The organism is Xenorhabdus sp. Sc-CR9 (genome assembly GCF_963897815.1).
Lineage (GTDB): Bacteria > Pseudomonadota > Gammaproteobacteria > Enterobacterales > Enterobacteriaceae > Xenorhabdus.
Map to the genome: position 1 here is coordinate 36,359 of NZ_CAWQTY010000033.1, position 20,453 is coordinate 56,811.

A 20,453-nucleotide genomic window follows, 5' to 3' on the forward strand; every position below is an offset into this window, starting at 1 on the left:
ATTATCTAATCATTCTCTGCGGTTAATGGCAGTTCAATTCGAAAACATACGTCAGCAAATTCGGGTTCTATCAAATGAAGCTCTCCCCTCATCTGTTTAATACAATCTTGCGCAATACTCAAGCCAAGCCCACTTCCTTTCACTGCCCCTTTTCGCTGGAGCTTTCCTTGATAAAACGGCTCAAAAATCATACTCTTTTCTAATTCGGGGATAGGCGTTCCTGTATTGGCAATATCGATCTGAATATTTTTTCCCACTTGCCGACTGGCAATCCAGATGTTACCGGATTCAGCGCCATAGTGCACTGCATTGGAGTAGAGATTATCAATCACTCTTGTCAATAAATTTGGTTCCGCCCAGCACATATCCATATCTAATTGAATTTCCGTATGAATATTTTTTGTGCGTGCCGGTAGCTGATGCGATAATACAACACCATCCACAATTTCTTTTAAAGACACAACCTGGTGTTCTGCGGCACCATCTGCCAATTTTCGATTATATTCGAGCAGTTGTTCAATGAGCTGCTGTAAATGCCTGCTACTGCTATCCAGAATGCTCACGATTTCTCTTTGGTCTTCTGTCAGTGACCCTGCTATTTCATCCGCCAATAACTCAGTACCTTCACGCATACTTGCCAGAGGTGTTTTCAATTCGTGGGAGATATGGCGTAAAAATTCATGCCGCTGAGATTCCAGCCAAGATAAACGTTCACTCAGCCAAATAATACGCTGTGCCAGTGATCGCAATTCCCGCGGGCCTTTAAAGGACTCAATTTCTAATGACTGACCTTCTCCCAACCGATTGATCATCCGTTCGATACGTTTCACTGGCCCGATGATCATGCGTGTAAATAGAGTTATCAAGAATGCACTGAGCAAGAATAAGATAAGGCTCTGCCAACCAAAGAATTGTCCTTTATCTGCAATATCTTTTTGTAATTGTTCACCCCGACTAAAAATGATCTTACGGATTTCCTGTACCAGAAGATTATTAGTGGTAGAAAATTCTTCAAGTAATTTGGATGAGGTAGGTTCTGGGACACCGTTGTTACAGGAAATTTTGGTCAAGCCTGCCAGTAATTCGTTAAACTTTTTTGTATATTCAGTATTACCCAGCATGGTTATCTGATTGCCGAGCATACTCGTATATTGACGATATTGGCGTTGATAAAGTTTCTCCAGCCTGGCATCACCTAATACACAATATTGGCGGTAACTGCGTTCCATCTCAAAGACAATGCCACTCATCGCTTCGCTACGACGGGCATCCGCCAGAGCAGAGCTATTGATTTCTGCGGCGTGAGTACTGAGCTGGTCAAGGCTCTGATAAGCCTGATAAGCCAACACCAATAATGGCAATAATACTAGCCAGAAAGCCATTACAACCAATTGGCGCAGTGAGCGCGGGAATAAACGCCATTTTTTCAAAGAAATCATCTTATAACCTGCAATTACATTGATGCCAATTGGCATAAAACGAAGAAGAACGTCTGCCAAATGATGAATTCTAAAGTTACTCTTTCTCTTCTTTTTTGAAAACGCTTGAAAATAATAATTGAAAATAGTGGATGATTTGAAGTGATGCGGGTACGTACATAAACACGATGGACAGGAGTCACCTGTAATAATGACGGCGGGATAGTAACTTTGTTTACTATCCCGCCAGTGAGGAACCTCATGCTACCGGATGAACCTATAGCATATAGGTGGTGCCTCACTCCACGTGTCGCCCTGTGTTTGATAAGGCCCGAAAGCGAGTATCATTAAGTTGGACGGTAGGCACCTTACTTCGGCATCATTCTGGGCTTATGTGGCATGTTTCCACCTAATTGCGGGCCGACATAAAAAATTGAATGAGCAACTGGCCTGTATTATGCACATTACGTGCCAATTTGCAAAATATTTTTTAAGGCATTGATTTTATAGTTAATTTTAAAATAAATATATTCATTTATTTTTCTAATTAAAATTTTCTGATGCCTGATCTGTATTTTTGTCGTCAATTTATGACACTTAGCCACATTTAGATATTTTATCATTAATATCATGCTATTAAATGTCTCCTATTTGAGACACCAGAGAGTCGCATTGTCGCAATATGGAGACAATGATAATAACATTCATCAACAATGCCAAATCGACGACGAAATATCCTCTGCTTTTGCTTTTTTCTGATTCCACTTCAGCACATCTCAATACGAAATGGGTTTCCCTGGCTCAGTGAGATCCAGTGATAAAAAAAGATTTTATCTCAGACCAATTAAGGCCAAGTACACGTGAAGGATAGAAAATTAGCGTTGGAATAAATATATCGATTAAAAATAAAGGCTCTGATAAATTTTCAGAGCCTTTTCAGAAGAAGATATTATGAGAAATTACCCTAATTGTTTACGCGCATTGCGGAAAATACGCATCCACGGGCTATCTTCTCCCCACTCTTTAGGATGCCAAGAATTACTGACAGTACGGAATACCCTTTCAGGATGAGGCATCATCACTGTGGCTCGACCATCAAGGCTGGTAACTGAGGTAATGCCATTGACAGAGCCATTCGGGTTTACCGGATAATTTTCAGTCACCGAACCGTAGTTATCCACAAAGCGCAGTGCTACCTGTTGGTGTTTTTCAAGTTCCTGCAAACTTTGACTGTTTCTGAATTCCACCTGGCCTTCACCGTGGGCAACGGCAATCGGTAAACGAGAACCTACCATCTCGGTCAAGAACAATGAAGGGCTGTCTGCCACTTCCACTAAGCTGAAACGTGCTTCATAGCGTTCTGAACGGTTACGGACAAAACGAGGCCAGTGCTCTGTACCCGGAATCAGTTCGTGCAGGTTAGACATCATCTGACAACCGTTGCACACCCCAAGAGCCAAAGTATCCGGCCTTGCAAAGAAACTCGCAAAATCATCGCGTACCCGTGAATTAAACAGAATGGATTTCGCCCATCCTTCACCCGCACCAAGTACATCTCCATATGAAAAGCCACCACAAGCGACTAATGTTTGGAATTGCTCAAGCGTGATCCGGCCACTCAACAAATCACTCATGTGAACATCTACGGCCTCAAAACCGGCGCGGTGGAATGCAGCCGCCATCTCAACATGAGAGTTAACGCCCTGTTCACGCAGCACGGCAACGCGTGGTCGTATTTGTTTCGAAATGTAACAGGCTGCAATATCTTCGTTAGGATCAAAAGATAACTTCACATTCAAACCGGGATCGTTCACATCCTGTTTCACCTGATGTTCTTGGTCAGCACATTCAGGATTATCGCGTAAACTTTGCATCTGCCATGTTGTTTCTGCCCACCATAAACGCAAAGTGCTGCGATTTTGACGGTAAACTTCCATATTTTTACTGGAAATGACAAAATCATCGCCTGCTTGAGCTTTACCTAAATAGTGTACGTTTTCACTCAAACCATAATCTGCCAGTAGATTTTCAACCCGCTCCCTGTCCGTTTCCCGAATCTGAATCACTGCCCCTAATTCTTCGCTAAACAGAGCAGCCAAAACATCTTCATCAAAAGCACTGATATCAGCATGCAGCCCACAATGTCCGGCAAAAGCCATTTCTGCTAATGTTACCAGCAGGCCGCCATCAGAGCGGTCGTGATAAGCCAACAGTTTTTGTTCTGCAATCAATTGCTGAATTGCATTGAAGAAGCCTTTTAGTTGCTCAACGTCACGAACATCTGCGGTTTTATCACCAAGCTGGCGATAAACCTGAGCCAATGCGGTTCCTCCCAAGGCATTCTGTCCTTGCCCCAGATCGATTAGCAGCAATGCGTTATCATCTTCCGCAGATAGTTCTGGCGTCACTGTGCAACGTACATCTTCCACACGAGCAAATGCACTGATAACCAATGAAAGTGGCGAAGTCATTTCACGCTCTTCTCCATCCTGATTCCAACGGGTTTTCATTGACATAGAGTCTTTGCCTACCGGAATGGTCAGGCCGAGCGCAGGACACAATTCTTCTCCCACAGCTTTTACCGCAGCATACAGACCCGCATCTTCACCTGCATGGCCTGATGCTGACATCCAGTTAGCGGATAACTTCACTCGTTTCAGATCCTGCACGTAGGCAGAAGCGATATTGGTCAACGCTTCCCCGACAGCCACGCGTGCCGATGCAGCAAAATCCAGTAATGCAACTGGCGCGCGCTCACCTATTGACATGGCTTCACCATAATAGCTATCAAGACTGGCTGTAGTCACAGCGCAATCCGCAACAGGAATTTGCCACGGGCCAACCATTTGATCGCGGGCAACCATGCCTGTTATGGAACGATCTCCAATTGTAATCAGGAATGTTTTCTCGGCAACAGCAGGTAAATGCAGGACTCGTTTTACCGCTTCCGCTAGGTCAATGCCCTTACGCTCAAGACTTTTTCCATGGGTTTGCAAAACCTGTACATTTTTCAACATCTTTGGTGTCTTGCCGAGTAAAACATCCAGAGGCATATCGATTGGCTGGTTCTCGAAATGTCTGTCATTCAGCAACAGATGTCGTTCTTCTGTAGCCTCTCCAATCACAGCATAAGGAGCACGCTCACGACGGCACAATTCTTCAAACAGGGTAAGTTGTTCTGGTGCCACGGCCAGAACATAACGTTCCTGAGATTCATTGCACCATACCTGCAATGGACTCATTCCTGGCTCATCATTCAGAATATCACGTAGCTCAAAACGACCGCCTCGACCACCATCATTGACTAACTCAGGCATGGCATTTGATAATCCACCAGCACCTACATCATGGATAAACAGAATTGGGTTTTTGTCTCCCAGCTGCCAGCAACTATCGATGACTTCCTGACAACGGCGCTCCATCTCTGCATTATCACGTTGCACAGACGCAAAATCCAAATCAGCATCGGATTGACCTGATGTCATTGACGATGCTGCGCCGCCCCCTAAGCCGATATTCATGCTTGGCCCGCCCAGCACAATGAGTTTTGCTCCGACCGGGATATCTCCTTTCTGAACGTGCTCTTCACGAATGTTTCCAATACCCCCCGCAAGCATGATGGGTTTGTGATAACCACGCAGCTCTGTACCATTATGGGAATATACATTTTCTTCATAGGTTCTGAAATATCCCAGCAACGCCGGACGCCCGAATTCGTTGTTGAAAGCCGCGCCACCCAACGGGCCTTCCAGCATAATGTCCAGGGCACTGACAATTCTCTCAGGCTTACCGAAATTCTCTTCCCACGGCTGTTCAAATCCAGGGATTTTCAAATTTGATACTGAAAAACCGACCAATCCAGCTTTGGGTTTAGCACCCCGTCCTGTCGCTCCTTCATCCCGGATCTCCCCTCCTGAACCTGTCGCAGCACCCGGCCACGGTGATATCGCAGTCGGATGGTTATGAGTTTCAACTTTCATCAAGATATGAACGGGTTCTTGGTGGTAATCATAGATCCCGGTTTCAAGGGCAGGGAAAAAGCGACCAACATGGGAGCCTTCCATTACAGCCGCATTATCTTTATAAGCAGAAAGCACATAATCTGGTGTCTGTTCAAATGTGTTCTTTATCATCTTGAACAGTGATTTAGGTTGGGCTTGTCCATCAATAACCCAATCTGCATTGAAAATTTTGTGGCGACAATGTTCAGAATTCGCCTGCGCAAACATATAAAGCTCAATGTCTGTCGGATTACGTTCCAATATCTGAAAAGCCTTCACCAAATAATCAATTTCATCTGCCGCCAAAGCCAATCCCAATTCAATATTGGCAGATTCCAGTGCTGCCCGTCCCGATTGCAAAACATCAATTTGCTTCAATGGAGTAGGCTCTTGGTGAGAAAATAACACTTCAGCCTGTTGAAACTGAGTGAATACACTCTCCATCATGCGATCATGCAGTAACGCGGATAAGGTTTGCCACTGAGTATCATTCATTTCAATACATTGGATATAATAAGCAATTCCTCTCTCTAAACGGACAATCGTATTCAGCCCACAATTATGAGCGATATCTGTCGCTTTCGATGACCACGGAGAGATAGTGCCCGGGCGAGGTGTGACTAACAGTAGTTGACCTTTAGGCTCACGCACAGCTAAGGCGGGACCATATTTTAATAATTGATTTAATTTTTCCCGTTCATCTCCGGTGATAGGACGATTAACCTCTGCAAAATGCACATATTCTGCATAGATTTCTGTAACGGGAAGGCAATGATCTTGACACTGGGAAAGGAGCTTAGTAATACGAAACGCTGATAAAGCGGGCGAGCCACGCAGAATTTCCATAATAATAGGTTCTCTCATCTTAGAAGCAAAGCCTGACTGATGCCTCAGGGGAAACTGAAGACATTATAGAGGAATGTTCTCCCCGACGAAACCGTTTGCGTCGTTATTCAACATCCTCTTAATACACGTAATGAAGTTCTAAAATTGGTTTAATAGAGTTGCATTACGCTATTTTGTTCAGCAAAATTCTCGATTACTGGAAATTTAACCATGCTATTATTTTACATTTCATACGGAGCCTAACCACACTGGATAGAGATAACTGTTTGAGTAATATAAAGATAAATTATTTTGTTATCGTTATTATCGCGCTCCTTTCCGCTGCTATCATTGGTCTCAACATTAATTGGCCCAATAAACAGCAGGAGCAGATAAACAAAATTCTGGCACGAGGAGAACTTCGGGTTAGTACCATATCTTCTCCTCTGATTTCTCTTAACAGCAAAAATGAGCCAACAGGATTTGACTATGAATTGACCAAACGGTTTGCTGATTATCTGGGTGTGAAACTTGTTATTCAGTTTCGCGCCAACATTAATCAGCTTTTTGACGATTTGGAAAACGATAAAGCCGATTTCTTGGCTGCGGGCCTTATCTACAATGAAGAAAGGTTAGATCAAACACGCACTGGCCCAGCCTATTATTTAGTCTTACAACAACTGGTTTATCGCAAAGGGACAACGCGTCCGCGTTCGTTTAATGATTTAAGAGGTAAGTTCATTGTCACGGCGGGTTCAGCCCATGTAAGCGAGCTGAAAAAATGGAAAGAGAAATCTTATCCTGATTTAACCTGGGAAGAGACATCACGCGAAAATACACAACAATTACTCGAACAAGTGTCCGAGGGAAAAATCGACTATACAATCAGCGATTCAATCAGTCTGGCCCTGCAACAACGTGTTCATCCCAATCTGGCAGTTGCTTTTGATGTCAGTGAAGAACGTCCCCTGACTTGGTATTTAAAACGCAATGATGATTATAGTCTTTACTCCGCCATGCTTGATTTTTTCAGCATGCTGGCTGAAGACAGCATTATGTCGCGGCTACAGGAAAAGTATTTCAGCCATGTCAATTCATTCGACTATTTTGATACCATCTCTTTTATCCGTGCTATCAATAATATTTTGCCTACATATCAGCCCATTTTTGAGAAATATGCGGGATCACTGGATTGGCAATTAGTGGCAGCTATTGCATGGCAAGAATCGCATTGGGACCCGCAAGCAACCTCCCCTACTGGCGTCCGTGGTATGATGATGCTGACTCGTCCAACAGCAGAATGGGCGGGGATCCACGATCGGCTGGACCCAGAAGAAAGTGTGAAAGGCGGTATGGCTTATCTGCACTACTTAATGGATCGCTTGCCAAAAACCATTCCTGAAGATGAACGTATCTGGTTCGCTCTCGCCGCCTATAACATGGGATACGGGCATATTCTTGATGTTCGTAAGTTAACGGCGGCACAAAAAGGTAATCCTGACAGTTGGCTGGATGTTAAAGCGCGCCTTCCCCTGCTCAGCAAGAAAAAATACTATACCAATACGACTTACGGTTATGCCCGCGGCTATGAGGCCTATCGCTATGTTGAAAATATCCGGCGTTACTATCTGAGTTTGGAAGGATATCTACAGGCAAAAGCCAACCGTGAGAAAATAGCAGGAGAAGTGCCAGCGGACACAACCAGTGACTCCCAACCTGAAAGTGATAAAACAACAGGTGATAAAGCGGAAGGCACTAAAACCGATTCCAATGAAAAAGCACCGGAAGAGACAACATCGGCGAAAACTGCAACAACACGTCAATCGTAATTGTTTTTTTGATTGTAACTGATTATGACATTTCCTGTTGTTGAGCTTTCAATATCTTCTTCAGTGCCTTATGTTGCTCCCTACGTTGTTTAAAAAAAGAACTCAACATAGTGGAGCACTCTTCTGCCAAAATCCCACTGGTAATTTCAATTTGGTGATTCATTCCGGGATGACGCAATATATCAATCAATGATCCCGCTGCACCCGTTTTCATATCACTGGCTCCATAAACAAGCCGCTGTATCCGGCTGTGTACCATTGCTCCTGCACACATGATACAAGGTTCCAAAGTGACATACAGTGTCGTATTCAGTAAACGGTAATTCTGCAATTGGATGCCACCACGTCGCAAGGCAATAATTTCAGCATGAGCGGTAGGATCATGCTCGGTAATCGGAAGGTTAAACCCTTGCGAAATAATTTTGTTATCTGCCACCAATACAGCGCCGACAGGGATTTCACCTTGTGCCTGTGCTTGCATAGCCAACTCCATTGCCCGACGCATCCAATATTCATCACTATAAATCTCGGTTACTGTATATATTTTTGTCACTGCATATTCTCTTGCTTATGAAAATCCCGCTCATTATAACGAACCATCATTAATATTGTTTAGTCATCTCAATTTGCTGATTCAATCTGAATAAGCTCTATCATTATATTCACGTTGCTTTGCCAGAGAGGATCATGGAAGTCATATAGCGCAGCACCCATGCGACCTGAGGGCTTGATTTCCGGCCTACTTATCTTAAGCTCGCATATCACCCTGAATTACGATAGCATCTGTGCCCTTTTTTTAAAATTTCCATAATTGAAGATGAGGGAGTCTATGTTCATCGGTTTTGACTATGGCACATCGAATTGCGCGGTAGCAGAGATTATCGGGGATACCCCCCAGTTGATTGCTATCGAAAATGATAATTTCTATATGCCTTCCGCGCTGGCTGCACCAACCCGAGAATCAGTTTCTGAGCACTTATTTCGTCATTGGAATATCAGCCCAAGCAACTCAGCAGGTGAACAGCTCCTCCGCAGCGCGATGGCTGCCAATCGTGAAGAAGGTATTGAACTTTTACCAGACGATATCGTATTTGGACAAGAAGCACTGGCTCGATATTTAGAAGATCCCCAAGATACTTACTATGTGAAATCACCAAAATCCTTTTTGGGCACAATGGGATTAAGAGATATCCAAATCAGTTTTTTTGAGGATCTGGTTTGTGCCATGATGGCAAATATCAAAAAACAGGTGGAAACAAACAAGCAGCAACTTGTTGAAGATGTCGTGATTGGTCGTCCAATCAATTTTCATGGTCGTGGTGGTGACAAATCTAACCAACAAGCCGAAACAATTTTGCTTAATGCGGCCAAACGAGCCGGCTTTCACAATATTGAATTCCAATTTGAGCCAGTGGCTGCCGGATTGGAGTATGAAGCCAGGCTGGCAGAAGATAAAACCGTGCTGGTCGTTGATATCGGAGGTGGTACGACAGACTGCTCCCTTATCCAGATGGGACCAAGCTGGAGAGGAAAATCTGACCGTAATGATAGTCTACTGGCCCATACTGGTCAGCGTATCGGAGGGAACGATTTAGATATTAATCTGACTTTCAAACAGCTAATGCACCCTTTTGGTTTGGGAAGCAAAGTTATCTCTGGCATTGAGATGCCACTGACTCAGTTTTGGAATCCGATAGCTATCAACGATGTACAGGCTCAGAAAGAGTTTTATTCTCGCCAGAACTTAGCTGCATTAAAATCCTTGCATAGAGATGCTCAAGAGCCAGAAAAATTAGCCCGATTATTGAAAGTATATCAAGATACATTGGGATATAGCTTAGTGCGCAGTGCGGAAGAAGCAAAAATTGCCCTTTCAGAGCAAACTGAGCATCGTGCTAAATTAAACTTATTATCAGAGATGATTGAAGTTAACATTCAGCGCGACCAGATGATTGCCGCAATCGAATCCATCAAGGCAAAAATGGCTATGTTGGTTAGTGAAGCGGTAGAGCAAGGAGGAACTCGACCCGATGTGATCTTTATGACGGGTGGTTCAGCGAGTTCACCGATTCTCCGTCAGGCGGTTGAGCAAGAGTTGCCGGGTATTCCTCTGGTTGGTGGTAACTATTTCGGTTCGGTAACTACTGGCCTCGCACGTTGGGCAAAAATTTGCTTTGCGTGATAGTCTGCATAATGGACTCTGTAAATTAAGCTTTTTACTGCTCCCTCAATGGATCTCACGCTTCAACTTGAAATCCATTGGGAATATAATATAACGTGGTTATAGCAGCATCTAAATAGCCATAAAATGAAGATAATTTATATAGCGTTATGCCTTATAACTGAAGCTTTATTTTGCAAGCAATGTCATTTATTTTCATCACAGGAATATTATTATTATTTTCTAACATAGTTAGAAGAATTAGCAGAAAGTTATCTATATAAGAATAAAATCAATAATCGATTTTCATTAAAAATAAACCTCTCATTCAGCAATTATTATCATGTCCCAATACTGGCAGTTATATAATATCTCCCTGTACCAAATAGATTGGATATGATGACTATGATTAAACAACGATTGGATGCACTTCTTCGCTATATTGAAGAAAATATCGACACTGATATGGATGGAGAACGTTTGAGCTGTGTTGCAGCTTATTCTAAATATCACTTTCACAGATTATTTTCGGCAAATTATGGTATCGGCGTTTCCGCATATATCAGGCAGCTCCGGTTGAAAAAAGCTATTTATGCTCTGACGTATAGTGATAGTTCAGTGATAGATATTGCTCTTACATGTGGTTATCAGAGTCCAGAAGCCTTCTCAAGAGCATTCAAAAGTGCTGTTGGTCAGAGTCCTATTGAGTTCAGAAAAAAACCTGATTGGTCTATTTGGCATAGTCGATACCAAAACATCAATAATATTAGGACCAAGGTTATGAATGAGAAACTTTCCTCAATTAAAGTAGAAATCATTACTTTCCCAGAGATCTCAGTGGCAGTAATGGAACATAAAGGTGCTCCATCAAATATTGGTAACACCATTAGAGAGTTCAAAGAGTGGAGAATAAGCAATAAATTACCCCCAGAACGGCATAGAACTTTCAACTTTGCTTATGCAGATCCTACAAAAGTTGATCCCAATGAATATCAATTTGATTTATGTGTTGAAATCGCTTCAACCTTTGAGGTTAAACACCCTAAAGTTACTAAAAAAACTATTTCATCAGGAAAATGTGCTTATATAAGGCATATCGGTTCTGATGATGAAATAACCTATATAATCAATTATTTGTATGCAAATTGGTTATCGGAACTTAATCAAGAAGTCCGAGATTCTCCAGCATTCTTTGAGCGTATAAAAATATTTCCAACAGTTCCAGAAGCCGAGGCAGTGACTGATATTTATCTTCCTTTGATGTGAAACGGTTTAAGCTAAGACATCATATACCGTTGTCTTTTAAATTGTGTGGGTGCTAGCCAGTCTAATGAAATAAGTTCTTAACCCCCGCAGCTTGAAATCAATTGGGTGTATAATAATCAGTCAGCTAATCAGAGTTTCTGGTTAGCTGACTGATTATTATGAGTACAAAAAACAAACTAATATTACCCTGGTGTTGGGCGAATAAAAATTATCTATTCAAAATAATGAAAATAATTTGCCTGTACAAAGGAAGAAGTACCTCCCTTGATCTAACGCCCAGACAAACTATCAGTTTTAAATTATATTTTAATAGTGAAATTAATACACCAGACAAATGTTAAAATCAACATATAAAGATACAAATGTGATTTTAATGGTTAATCTTTGTCCCTATTTGGTGGTTTTCAGATGAAAAATTCAACAGAAAATATTCAACAAAATGATATTAAAGGAAAAATATTCTTAATGCTAAAAAACAGGAATTTGTCATATCTTTCAATTCATACAATATATAAGAATTGACGAGTTCCGAAACTAAAAATGGATTGTTGATTGACTAAGGTCCACGGGATTCGGGCATTCAAATGGTCGAGGCGTTTATCCAGCACTTTCAGATGCTGCTGCTGTTCTTTGAATTCAAGCAAGAATTCCTGAATCAACGGGTGTTGGATACTTTACGTAAAGCACCCTATCAAGGATTAGTTGGTATTGGCCCTTCATTATCAATATCCACTACTGGATTGCTGCCTCCATAAATGTGCTCCCACCAGAGCCTTCCATGGAGAAAAATTGACCAACCATTTTTCGGTCTGTTCAGCACTAACTTTATCTTCCTGTCTGAGCAAAAACTGAAGATTGCGTCTTACAGCAACATCACCATGCAGAGAACCATCCAGGTAATTGAACCCTCTTAGCAAAGTATAATTAATCGTCCACATACCAATGCCTTTAATTGAGAGCAAACTATCAATCAGTCGTTGCACTTCATTTTCTCCCTTAGGGATCACTAACTCCAACTCACCAGCATCAATTAATCGACAAACATTCAGCAACGCATTAGCTTTACCAACAGAGAAGCCACACTGACGCAATGCCTGTTCTGAACCCAAATACTGTATGACCTGTTTATGAGCCGGATGACATAATAACCCAGAGGAATGCCGGACACCGATTGCCTGAATAAAGCGCCGCCGAATGGAAATTGCTGCATTCACGCTGATTTGTTGACCAATAATCGCCCAACTTAATGCTTCAAAAGGTGTAGCTGACTGATAAATACGTAAGCCTGCCTGTCTGGTAACCAAGTCGCCAATAACAGGATGAGCTCGATATCTCGATTCAAATCTTTCGACAGGTTGCTTCATACCTAACATATGTAAGGCGAGATCCGATAATTCTTCATGTGAAAAAAAATCCCCATCACCATCAATATAAAGTTGTATTTGTGCCTTGTTATTTTCAATTGCTATCGTCAAAAGAGCTGGCTTTCCGTGCAGAATAATGCCTTTTTCAATTTGATTATTTTGTACGATTTCAGAAATTCCCATTTCATCTCTTTGATGAAAAGAAAAAAAATCATTAGTGTGATAATTTACAGGTAGGATTATTTCTGTTGAATAGCTTGTTTTCACTCTGAAAACTCCAGAAGAACAGATAATTGAGGCAATTGTACGCTCAAAAGCCTATCGTATTAAACTACAAAACACCAGAATCAAATTTATATTTTGTTAATACATTATTGAGTTCTTTAATCTGGGATTTGGATGGACTTAACATTAATAAATAGATACCAATGCCCATGAATAAAATCACACTTAAGATAACCAGCAAAAAATCTTCCGGCATCTGGACACGGACGTCCAGGCAAATGACTGTGCTGACAACAATAAAATGTTTTTATCGTAATGCTACCACCAGCCCTTGTGCGTTGAGTACGCGATAAAGGCGGGGTGATGGTATGAGTTATTACTTTAACTACTCAAGAGAATGGGTAAAGGAATATTGACTTTAATTTCATAAAGTGACTAATTGTTAAGAATCATTCCCTTTTAATTGAGTTGAAATGGAGTTATTAAACTCTGTGGTATTGTAAGCAACATATGGAGAATAAAATGGCACTATTAATTACCAAACGCTGCATCAATTGTGATATGTGTGAACCCGAGTGCCCTAATCAGGCCATCACAATGGGAGCGGAAATCTACGAAATTGAACCTGAACGCTGTACCGAGTGTGTCGGGCATTACGAAAAACCAACTTGCCAGTCTGTCTGCCCGATCACTAATACCATTATTCTCGATCCTAACCATAAGGAAACGGAAGAGCAATTGTGGGATAAGTTTGTACTCTTACATCATGCAGATAAGATCTGAATTTAGCTTTCTAATATCACCGTTGCACAAGCATAACGACGCTCGTCCGCCAAAGTGACATGCATGGATCTTACATTCAATCTGTTAGCCAATATGTCAGCCTCTCCATGAAGTTTTAATGTGGGTTTTCCCAGTGGATCATTAATCACTTCAAATTGATTAAAGGCCAGACCATTGCGAATGCCTGTACCAAGCGCTTTAGCTGCCGCTTCCTTGACGGCAAACCGTTTTGCAAGGAAGCGGATTGGCTGGTTATGTTGTTTATATTGAAACCATTCCCCATCGCTCAAAATTCGTTTTGCCAGACGTTCTCCAGAACGCCCGACAATCTCCTCAATACGGGATATTTCAACAATATCAGTACCTAATCCAATAATAGCCATTAACGGTGTGCTTCCCGCAGCAACGTTTTCATGTCAGCTACAGCAGCAGATAAGCCGCTGAATACAGCACGGCCTATGATGGCATGACCAATATTCAATTCATAAATCTCAGGCAAAGTGGCGATACGCTGTACATTATGATAGGTTAAACCGTGACCTGCATTGACCTTAAGACCTTTTCCTGCCGCGTACGTTACCGCCTCTTTAATGCGCTGGAACTCTTTTTCCTGCTGTATCTCATCCTCAGCATCGGCATATGCACCAGTATGGATTTCAATAAATGGTGCTCCGACTGCAACAGCAGCATCAATTTGCTGCGGATCTGCATCAATAAACAGAGAAACCAGAATGCCTGCTTCTGATAAGATCTTCACTGCCTCAGCAATGTGCTCTTTTTGTCCAAGCACGTCCAATCCTCCTTCTGTTGTTACTTCCTGACGTTTTTCAGGAACCAAGCAACAAAAAGCAGGTTTGATTTGAGTCGCAATATCAACCATCTCATCGGTTACTGCCATTTCGAGATTCATGCGAGTTTGAATCGTGCTTTTTAATAATTGAACATCTCTATCAGTAATATGGCGGCGATCTTCGCGCAGGTGAATCGTTATACCATCAGCTCCCGCCTGTTCTGCTACAAATGCAGCCTGAACAGGATCGGGATATTTTGTCCCACGGGCATTACGTAAGGTCGCAATGTGATCAATGTTGATACCTAACAATACCTCAGCCATTTTTATCTCCTGCAATAGTATAATTTTAAGTAAAGTCTATACTTTTCATTACCGAGAAGTGACTTACTTTAATTTTCATTTTTCTTGTTGGGATTATCAGTTTTTTTACGCACAAATCGACGAAATAGTTCACTGCTTTTTAACGGTTTTCCCCCCAAATAAGGCTTCAATGCAATGCGGGTAAAACGTTTAGCCGATTTCAATGTGGCGTAGTCAGGAAACTCACCGACTGACAACGCTTTTAGCTCATAACCAGTAAAGCTGTAGTTATCAATAATCAGACTAGCGATAAACCCTTTTTCTTCACGGTAACGATAAGTCATAGTATCTGTTACAGGCTCACCACTGCCTGCGCAGTGAAGATAATCAACACCGTATCCCATATTGGCGAGTAAAGCTAATTCAAAGCGGCGCAAAGCGTACTCTGGCGTGTATTCACTCGCCGCGAGCACTTGTAAGCATTGGAGATAATCGAAAAAAAGCGCAGGATACGCCGTTCCTTGTTCAAGAACTCTGGATAAAAGTTCATTCACGTACAATCCGCTGTAAAGCACGCTTCCCGTCAAGGGAAGAGCCAGCGAAATAGGCTCTGCATCTCTTAGCGTTTTGACTTCACCCCGTCCGCTCCAACGGATGAGTAACGGGGTAAAAGGTTGTAAACAACCTTTTAGGTGGGAACGACGACTGCGTGCTCCTTTTGCTAAGACACATATCCGACCCTCGTTTTCAGTAAAAAAATCCAACAGCAAACTGGTTTCACTGTAAGGGCGTCCATGAAGTACAAAGGCTCTCTGCCAGCCGTCCACAAATCAGCCTTATAAGTCGTCAATGTAACCGAGGCTGCGAAGCGCTCGTTCATCATCAGCCCAACCAGCTTTAACTTTTACCCACAATTCCAAATGGACTTTAGCATCAAACAGCTTTTCCATATCTTGACGGGCTTCTGTGCCAATCGTCTTGATTTTACTACCTTTATTACCAATGACCATTTTCTTCTGGCCATCACGTTCTACCAGAATCAAACCGTTGATCGTATAACCACCACGTTCATTGGCAGCAAATTGTTCAATTTCCACAGTCACGGAATATGGCAATTCCTCACCCAAAAAACGCATCAGTTTTTCACGGATAATTTCTGACGCCATGAAACGCTGTGAGCGATCAGTGATATAGTCTTCGGGAAAATGGTGTTCTGCCTGCGGTATATAATCACGCACGATTTTGGCAATCGTATCAACATTCATGCCTTTTTCTGCGCTGATTGGTACAACATCAATGAAATTCATCTGCTGGCTAAGAAAGCCAATGTGTGGCAGAAGAATAGTTTTATCTGTCACGTTGTCCACTTTATTGATGGCAAGCAAAACAGGGCAACGCAAATGACGCAACTTATTCACCACCATTTCATCATCTGGTGTCCAGTGCGTACCTTCCACTACAAAAATAACCAGTTCGACATCACCAATAGAGCTGCTCGCCGCACGGTTCATTAAACGGTTAATCGCTCGTTTTTCTTCAATATGAAGACCCGGTGTATCTACATAGATAATTTGGTAAGCCCCTTCCGTATGAATCCCCATGATGCGATGCCGCGTCGTTTGAGGTTTACGGGAGGTAATGGATACTTTCTGGCCCAATAATTGATTCAATAAAGTTGATTTACCAACGTTAGGGCGCCCGACTATTGCAACAAATCCGCAATAGTTTTTTTCTTCGCTCATTCAAGCTCCAGTTGTTTTAATGCTTGTTCCGCTGCCGCCTGTTCTGCCTTGCGGCGGCTGGAACCTACTCCTCTGACTGGTTGTTCAAATCCACTGACCTGACAGTGAATTGTAAATTCCTGATCGTGTGCTTCCCCACGAACTTGAACAACCAGATATGTTGGCAACGGCAAATGACGCCCTTGCAAATATTCTTGTAAACGTGTTTTGGGATCTTTTTGCTTATCACCAGGGCTAATTTCATTCAAACGAGTTTCATACCAATTCAAGATAATTTGCTCGATTGTCTGAATATCGCTATCAAGGAAGATAGCGCCAATTAAAGCCTCAACACTATCCGCTAAAATGGATTCTCGGCGGTATCCGCCACTTTTTAACTCCCCCGGCCCCAGACGTAGGCATTCACCTAACTCAAATTCTCTGGCCAATTCCGCTAGTGTATTACCACGAACCAATGTTGCACGCATACGGCTCATATCCCCTTCATCAACACGGGGGAAACGGTGGTAAAGCGCATTTGCAATGACAAAACTCAGAATAGAGTCGCCAAGAAATTCCAGACGTTCATTATGCTTACTGCTGGCACTGCGGTGAGTCAACGCTTGGAGCAATAAATCGTGCTGTGTAAAGGTGTACCCGAGTTTATGTTGTAACCGGTGCGTTAGTATGGCGTTCATGTGCTACCAATTCAGTTAGAATTTATCAAATAAAAGCACACGCAACAGACCTGTGAAGCTAATCCTAGATTGTGAAACTATCTCAGATTATATGCCTTACAAAACTGTTGCGTTTGCACTAGCTCCCTAAAATATTATCATCATTAGGGAGCCAGTCATCTCGTTTGAAAGAATATTCTACACTGTGAGATAAATTAATGCTTCGCTAATATATAAATATTAGTGAATTCCACCAATTCGCTCCAAACGAACACCAGTAGGCCACTCACCTTCCTGCTTTTCAAAACTCATCCAAATAGCAGTGGCGCGGCCTACCAGATTTTTCTCCGGCACAAATCCCCATTCACGGCTATCTGAACTATTATCACGATTATCACCCATCATAAAATATTGGCCTTCAGGAACAACCCAAGTACCTAGCGGCAAGCCTTCTTGGCGAAAATGTGGTGTAGATATAAACGGAGGTATGGTCAAAATATGATGTGACACATTACCTAAATTTTCTATCCGCTCGCCTTGACGAATAGTATATGGTCCCAATAGTTCATCAAGAGGAACTTGGTAAACGCCTTTTAAACGAATTCCCTCTGGTGTTACATCTTCTTTAATGGACCATTCACTTGGGAATATATCCCGATAAACGACGGGTAAATCGCCTTTACATTCTGTGTTCCAACCACAGCCAGGAAAAACCTGAAGCTCTTTTTGGGTATAATCGTAAACAATCTTATCCCCGGGCAAGCCAATAACCCGTTTTACAAAATCCAGGCTTGTATCAAGCGGATATTTGAAAACAGCAATCTCACCACGCTTAGGCTCACCTGTTTTAATTAAAGTTGTTTGCGTGATCGGGTCTTTCAAGCCATAGGCAAATTTTTCTACCAGAATGAAATCCCCAATCAACAATGTTGGCATCATTGAGCCGGAAGGGATCTGAAAAGGTTCATAAATAAAAGAACGTAAGACCAAGACAATGGCTAACACCGGGAAAACAGATGCAAGTGTATCAACCCATACCCATGAAGGTTTGTTAATTTCTTTAGCCACAGCTTCTTGAGCTTCTGTGCCTGTTACCTGTTCCTGAATTTGAGCAAGTTTTTTCTTGCGTTCAGGAGCGAGTTTGAACCGATCTACACACCAAAGAATACCGGTGATTAACGTTGCTAACGTTAAGATCAATGCAAAAGTGTTAGCCATGTAAACTCCTTACAACCTTGTTAGTTATCTTTTCCAACATGCAGAATTGCTAAGAAAGCTTCCTGCGGCAGTTCAACATTTCCTACCTGCTTCATGCGTTTTTTACCTTCTTTTTGCTTCTGCAATAGCTTTTTCTTACGGCTGACGTCACCACCATAACATTTTGCCAGTACGTTTTTACGTAACTGTTTTATGGTAGAACGAGCAATAATGTGAGTTCCTATAGCTGCCTGAATTGCAATATCGAATTGCTGACGCGGGATCAAATCTTTCATTTTTTCCACCAGCTCACGTCCACGATATTGTGAATTTTCACGATGAGTAATCAATGCCAATGCATCCACACGTTCACCATTAATCAAAACATCCACACGTACCATGTCTGAATTTTGGAAGCGGGTAAAATTATAATCCAGAGACGCATAACCACGAGAGGTTGATTTCAAGCGGTCAAAGAAATCCAGAACAACTTCAGCCATCGGAATTTCGTAAGTCAGTGCAACCTGATTACCGTGATAAATCATATTAGTCTGTACGCCACGTTTTTCCACGCAGAGTGTAATGACATTGCCAAGGTACTCCTTAGGCAACAACATATGACATTCCGCAATAGGTTCACGCAATTCCTGTATATTATTTAATGTCGGCAGCTTGGATGGGCTATCGACGTAAATAATATCACCATCGGTTGTCTCAACTTCATAAACAACAGTGGGTGCCGTTGTAATTAAATCGAGATCATACTCACGCTCCAGACGTTCCTGAATAATTTCCATATGCAGCAAGCCAAGGAAACCACAACGGAAACCAAAACCCAATGCAGTAGAACTTTCTGGTTCATAGAATAATGAAGCATCATTTAGGCTCAATTTACCCAACGCATCACGGAATGCTTCATAGTCATCAGAACTGATCGGGAACAGACCCGCATAGACCTGTGGTTTAACCTTTTTAAAACCCGGCAGTGCTTTTTCTGCTGGTTGACGCGCAGTTGTCAGGGTATCCCCTACTGGTGCTCCCAAAATATCTTTGATAGCACAAACCAACCAACCCACTTCACCGCAATTCAGCACATCACGATCGATACGCTTAGGTGTGAAAATACCCAGACGGTCAGCGTTATATACCTGCCCTGTGCTCATTACTTTGACTTTATCACCCTTACGCAATGTACCGTTTTTAATACGGACAAGTGAAACAACACCGAGGTAATTGTCAAACCATGAGTCAATAATCAAAGCCTGTAATGGTGCATTAGGATCACCTTTCGGTGGCGGGATCTCTTTCACCAGACGCTCAATGACATCCTGTACACCTACACCAGTTTTTGCTGAGCAACGAACAGCGTCTGTTGCATCTATGCCAACAATGTCTTCAATTTCTTCTGCGACACGTTCTGGTTCGGCAGCAGGAAGGTCAATTTTGTTGAGAACTGGAACGACTTCCAGATCCATTTCGATGGCGGTATAGCAGTTAGCCAATGTCTGTGCTTCAACACCCTGACCTGCATCAACAACCAACAAAGCACCTTCACAAGCAGCCAACGAGCGGGAAACTTCATAAGAGAAGTCAACATGCCCCGGGGTATCGATAAAGTTTAATTGATAGACTTGCCCGTCATACGACTTGTAATCAAGAGTCACACTTTGTGCCTTGATAGTGATACCACGTTCACGCTCAAGATCCATTGAATCCAGTACTTGCGCCTCCATTTCGCGATCTGACAGTCCCCCACAAATTTGAATAATTCGGTCAGATAGTGTGGACTTACCGTGGTCAATGTGGGCGATAATGGAGAAATTTCGTATTTGCTTCATTATTAAATCTTTTTTGCCTTAATATTTCTGAATCATTCGCCTATGGACACACTGA

16 protein-coding genes are annotated in these 20,453 nt (G+C 42.3%); 5 read left to right on the forward strand and 11 right to left on the reverse strand.

Annotation, left to right across the window (positions count from 1 at the left end):
* Positions 1-5: 5 nt before the first annotated feature.
* Entirely contained in the window at positions 6-1,439 is a 1,434-nt protein-coding gene (locus AACQ81_RS01765) for a sensor histidine kinase (protein WP_237386075.1), read from the reverse strand.
* A gap of 938 nt (positions 1,440-2,377) precedes the next feature.
* Positions 2,378-6,265: a phosphoribosylformylglycinamidine synthase gene (gene purL, locus AACQ81_RS01770; RefSeq protein ID WP_237386118.1), complete on the reverse strand. Its 3,888-nt coding sequence runs from the start codon at positions 6,263-6,265 to the stop codon at positions 2,378-2,380.
* Positions 6,266-6,531: 266 nt separating this feature from the next.
* Here purL and mltF point away from each other — a divergent pair, with 266 nt between their 5' ends.
* Positions 6,532-8,073 (forward strand): membrane-bound lytic murein transglycosylase MltF, encoded by a 1,542-nt coding sequence (gene mltF / locus AACQ81_RS01775; protein WP_237386076.1) that lies wholly within the window; start codon positions 6,532-6,534, stop codon positions 8,071-8,073.
* A 22-nt stretch (positions 8,074-8,095) separates the two neighbouring features.
* On the opposite strand, the gene tadA is transcribed toward mltF, so the two are convergent.
* Positions 8,096-8,626: a tRNA adenosine(34) deaminase TadA gene (gene tadA, locus AACQ81_RS01780; RefSeq protein WP_336885668.1), complete on the reverse strand. Its 531-nt coding sequence runs from the start codon at positions 8,624-8,626 to the stop codon at positions 8,096-8,098.
* Positions 8,627-8,902: 276 nt separating this feature from the next.
* Here tadA and yegD point away from each other — a divergent pair, with 276 nt between their 5' ends.
* The 3 genes from yegD to AACQ81_RS01795 all read left to right on the forward strand — a co-directional run bounded on the left by yegD (position 8,903) and on the right by AACQ81_RS01795 (position 12,255).
* Positions 8,903-10,255, forward strand: a complete 1,353-nt coding sequence (gene yegD / locus AACQ81_RS01785; RefSeq protein ID WP_237386077.1) for a molecular chaperone — start codon at positions 8,903-8,905, stop codon at positions 10,253-10,255.
* A 384-nt stretch (positions 10,256-10,639) separates the two neighbouring features.
* On the forward strand, positions 10,640-11,500 hold the full coding sequence (locus AACQ81_RS01790) for an AraC family transcriptional regulator (RefSeq protein ID WP_237386078.1): 861 nt from the start codon (positions 10,640-10,642) through the stop codon (positions 11,498-11,500).
* A 584-nt stretch (positions 11,501-12,084) separates the two neighbouring features.
* Complete coding sequence (locus AACQ81_RS01795) at positions 12,085-12,255, forward strand: hypothetical protein (protein ID WP_237386079.1); 171 nt, start codon at positions 12,085-12,087, stop codon at positions 12,253-12,255.
* Here the strand turns inward: AACQ81_RS01795 and AACQ81_RS01800 are convergent.
* The gene (locus tag AACQ81_RS01800) at positions 12,223-13,047 is read right to left on the reverse strand and encodes a DNA-3-methyladenine glycosylase family protein (RefSeq protein ID WP_237386080.1); all 825 of its coding nucleotides are present in this window, start codon (positions 13,045-13,047) and stop codon (positions 12,223-12,225) included. The genes AACQ81_RS01795 and AACQ81_RS01800 overlap by 33 nt on opposite strands.
* Positions 13,048-13,611: 564 nt before the next feature.
* On the opposite strand from AACQ81_RS01800, the gene AACQ81_RS01805 reads away from it, so the two are divergent.
* Positions 13,612-13,872 carry a YfhL family 4Fe-4S dicluster ferredoxin gene (locus AACQ81_RS01805; RefSeq protein ID WP_237386081.1) on the forward strand — a complete coding sequence of 87 codons (261 nt, stop codon included), beginning with the start codon at positions 13,612-13,614 and terminating at the stop codon, positions 13,870-13,872.
* Between the two features lie 2 nt (positions 13,873-13,874).
* Here AACQ81_RS01805 and acpS read toward each other — a convergent pair whose 3' ends face one another.
* The 7 genes from acpS to lepA form a co-directional block, all read right to left on the reverse strand.
* Positions 13,875-14,255 carry a holo-ACP synthase gene (gene acpS, locus AACQ81_RS01810; RefSeq protein ID WP_237386082.1) on the reverse strand — a complete coding sequence of 127 codons (381 nt, stop codon included), beginning with the start codon at positions 14,253-14,255 and terminating at the stop codon, positions 13,875-13,877.
* Positions 14,255-14,986, reverse strand: a complete 732-nt coding sequence (pdxJ, locus tag AACQ81_RS01815) for a pyridoxine 5'-phosphate synthase (protein WP_237386083.1) — start codon at positions 14,984-14,986, stop codon at positions 14,255-14,257. The genes acpS and pdxJ overlap by 1 nt, the downstream gene beginning before the upstream one ends.
* Positions 14,987-15,054: 68 nt before the next feature.
* A complete protein-coding gene (gene recO, locus AACQ81_RS01820) occupies positions 15,055-15,792 on the reverse strand; it encodes a DNA repair protein RecO (protein ID WP_237386084.1) in 738 nt (245 codons plus the stop codon).
* A gap of 9 nt (positions 15,793-15,801) precedes the next feature.
* Positions 15,802-16,707 (reverse strand): GTPase Era, encoded by a 906-nt coding sequence (era, locus tag AACQ81_RS01825; RefSeq protein WP_237386085.1) that lies wholly within the window; start codon positions 16,705-16,707, stop codon positions 15,802-15,804.
* Entirely contained in the window at positions 16,704-17,384 is a 681-nt protein-coding gene (gene rnc / locus AACQ81_RS01830; protein WP_237386086.1) for a ribonuclease III, read from the reverse strand. The genes era and rnc overlap by 4 nt, the downstream gene beginning before the upstream one ends.
* A gap of 219 nt (positions 17,385-17,603) precedes the next feature.
* Positions 17,604-18,581: a signal peptidase I gene (gene lepB / locus AACQ81_RS01835; protein WP_237386087.1), complete on the reverse strand. Its 978-nt coding sequence runs from the start codon at positions 18,579-18,581 to the stop codon at positions 17,604-17,606.
* A 20-nt stretch (positions 18,582-18,601) separates the two neighbouring features.
* The gene (lepA, locus tag AACQ81_RS01840) at positions 18,602-20,398 is read right to left on the reverse strand and encodes a translation elongation factor 4 (RefSeq protein ID WP_237386088.1); all 1,797 of its coding nucleotides are present in this window, start codon (positions 20,396-20,398) and stop codon (positions 18,602-18,604) included.
* Positions 20,399-20,453: the final 55 nt, after the last annotated feature.